Raw genomic sequence first — 2,965 nt, 5'->3', positions numbered from 1 at the left:
TTAGGAATTGTCTTAGCCAGCGCCTGTGTAGAGACGCAATTTATTGCGTCTTACAAAGTGTCTAATCCATGATTTCAAGGTAAAAGATAAAAAGTAAAGTCGCGTAAGCGAGTATGTGATTAAAATTCCTATGCGTGGGTGTGTGATTTGTTCAATTTACAAGATGCCATGAATTGCGTCTCTACGGAAAACTATGTCTATTAACATGAGCTCTATATAATGAAAACTCGTACAAAACCAGCGTGGGGTCTGATCGCTGACAACTGACTTCTGTCTACTGACCACTAACAACTAAATACTGACCACTAACCATGGTGCAAAATTACAACATTCATAGTAGTAAAATCAAGAAAAAGGTGTATGAGAAGTAATAAAAAGATTTGTTAATTTATTGTATAGCGATTAATGCTTCGTTCTCAAGGGTTAACCTATCACAAGCCATTACTAAAAAACAGAAATACTTGACTTTTGATTAATAATTTCGTAAATTTGCCCGCTGAAGTAGGGGTCAGTAGACAGTAGACAGTAGACAGTAGACAGTAGACAGTAGACAGAAGACAGAAGACAGAAGACAGAAGACAGAAGACAGAAATTAAGAACTTACACCTAATAACCTATGATTAGAAGAGAGATTGCACCCAATATAATGGAGACTGTTATTGAAAATCCAAGCGACAAACTTTTAGCTATTTGTCGCAAGATGCGTTATCGTAAAATGGAACGAAAAGAGGAAATTTTAAAGAAAACTAAGGAAGTTACATCACGTATAAAAATTTAATTTTGGGCAATTTAGAGGTTAAAATTCCTTTTATTACAGAACAAGGAAATGAATACACTTTGGAATTTGCTATAAACAAGGATATTCCTGACGTATCTATCCCTATCCCTATAGTTGAAATCTCTATAATTTTAGAAAAACGTGTTACTAACACCAATTCTTTCAGAGTTTTCAACTACATTATAGAAGAAATACGTTCGTATTTGTCTAATCATGATGTGATTCTCTTTTACTATTGTGATGGTGGCAACCTATATTATCGCAGCAATAACAAACGAAAATTTACCTCTCCACAACATCTTAGAAGTGTATTTTTCAATACGCTGTTTGAAAAGGCAAACACTTCTTTACTAATTGAGAATCAGGTAATAACTGACGAAATACATGGAAACCACTACTTTTCCTTTATTTATAACAAAAAATATAAGTCTTATATTCAAACGCTCTTAGAGGAATTAAAAGATCTTGAAAACAAATAACAACTTAAAACTAACATCTTGTATTTTATTATCAAATCCTTACATATCATTTTTGTAGTGAGTTATTTTGCAGGACTTTTCTATATAGTGCGCCTGCTGATTTATCATACGGAAGCCTTACAAGGTAAAAACGAAGTAGAACGCGAGATCCTTCATAAGCAATATTCTTTTATGGAGGAACGCCTATGGAATATCATCACAGTACCCGCCTTGGTGATTGTGCTAGTTACAGGGGTATATCTGCTATGGATGTTCGACTGGCTATTCCTTACGCAGGGATGGATGCATATCAAGCTTTTGGGACTTGTGTTCCTATTAATATATCATTATTGGAGCTGGCGCACTCTCAAGGAGTTACAACGCGGAGAAACCCGTTACAGTTCTGTCAAACTCCGTATGGCGAATGAAGTAGCGACCCTACTGCTTTTTGCCATCGTCTTTTCCATAGTACTCAAGGACTTATTCCTACAATATTGGTGGGCTACCCTATTGAGCTTTGTCGCCATGGGAGCATTGATTATGGGCGTAGTGAAAATTGTGAATAGAAAAAAATGAGACAAATCAGCTAATTGACATGAAATACACAGTACTTGGTGGTGGTAGCTGGGCAACGGCTATCGTAAAAATTCTCAGCGAGAACCTCCCTGAGATTACTTGGTATATGCGCAACGAACTGGCTATATCGCATATCAAAAAATACAAACATAATCCTAACTACCTATCCTCGGTAGAGCTGCGGACAGATAAAATTCACCTAACGAGCAATATCAATGAGGCTGTGGAATGGGCGGATTACGTGATTTTCGTGATTCCTTCGGCTTTCTTGGTAACAGAACTCTCCAAACTCACAATACCACTGAAGGATAAGGTGGTTTTCTCGGCTATCAAAGGAATTGTCCCCGAATCGGGATTGGTGGTAGGCGAACATCTTATGGAGGCTTATGGCATCAACCCAATGAATATAGGGGTAATCACCGGTCCCTGCCACGCAGAAGAAGTGGCGCTCGAACGCCTTTCCTACCTCACGGTGGCCTGCGAAGACCTCCTCAAGGCTGAGGAAATGGCTTCCGCCCTGCGAGGTCCTTTTATCCGCACCAAGATCAGCGAGGATATCATAGGAGTAGAGTATGGGGCTATGCTGAAAAATATCTATGCCATTGCCGCAGGAATCGCCCACGGACTAGGTTACGGAGACAATTTCCAAAGCGTGCTGATGAGCAATGCCATTCGCGAGATGCAACGCTATGTAGATGCTGTTCACCCCATAGCTCGCGATATCAACCAATCGGCTTACTTGGGCGACTTACTCGTTACAGGCTACTCCGCTTTTAGCCGCAACCGCCTTTTTGGAAGCATGATCGGTAAGGGATATTCCGTCAGAAGTGCCTTTATGGAAATGAACATGGTAGCTGAGGGTTATTATGCTGTGGAAAATGCCTATAAGATCAACCAACGCCAATCCACCCCCGCCTATACCCCTATACTCGATGCCGTCTATCAAGTACTCTACCTCCACTACCCCACCCGTGAGACTTTCGAAAAACTGACGGAGAAAATGGACTAACTGATGAGCTGATGAGTCAATTAGCTAATGAGCTAATGAGACAATTAGACGATGAGTCAATGAGACGATGAGTCAATGAGACGATGAGCAAATCAACTAATTGGCAAATCAACTAATTTAAGTTTCGCAAGTCATTTTTAGGTT

General features: G+C 39.7%; 3 protein-coding genes. All 3 read left to right on the top strand.

Features of this window, described 5'->3' with window-relative positions; genetic code table 11:
* Positions 1-780 precede the first annotated feature (780 nt).
* Genes Q0625_RS02695 through Q0625_RS02685 form a run of 3 tightly spaced genes read left to right on the top strand, consistent with a single transcriptional unit; the run spans position 781 to position 2,821 of the window.
* On the top strand, positions 781-1,257 hold the full coding sequence (locus tag Q0625_RS02695) for a hypothetical protein (RefSeq protein ID WP_298823358.1): 477 nt from the start codon (positions 781-783) through the stop codon (positions 1,255-1,257).
* A gap of 18 nt (positions 1,258-1,275) precedes the next feature.
* Entirely contained in the window at positions 1,276-1,812 is a 537-nt protein-coding gene (locus Q0625_RS02690) for a CopD family protein (protein WP_298823357.1), read from the top strand.
* A gap of 19 nt (positions 1,813-1,831) precedes the next feature.
* Positions 1,832-2,821 carry an NAD(P)H-dependent glycerol-3-phosphate dehydrogenase gene (locus tag Q0625_RS02685; RefSeq protein ID WP_298823356.1) on the top strand — a complete coding sequence of 330 codons (990 nt, stop codon included), beginning with the start codon at positions 1,832-1,834 and terminating at the stop codon, positions 2,819-2,821.
* Positions 2,822-2,965 lie beyond the last annotated feature (144 nt).

Source organism: uncultured Capnocytophaga sp., from assembly GCF_938029845.1.
GTDB lineage: Bacteria > Bacteroidota > Bacteroidia > Flavobacteriales > Flavobacteriaceae > Capnocytophaga.
Note: the sequence above shows the minus strand (reverse complement) of the source record. Positions and strands in the feature narration are given on the sequence as shown.

Bases quoted from the DNA above. Each gene is read 5' to 3' on its own strand.
- Q0625_RS02685 (WP_298823356.1), top strand. From the start codon at position 1,832: ATGAAATACACAGTACTTGGTGGTGGTAGCTGGGCAACGGCTATCGTA.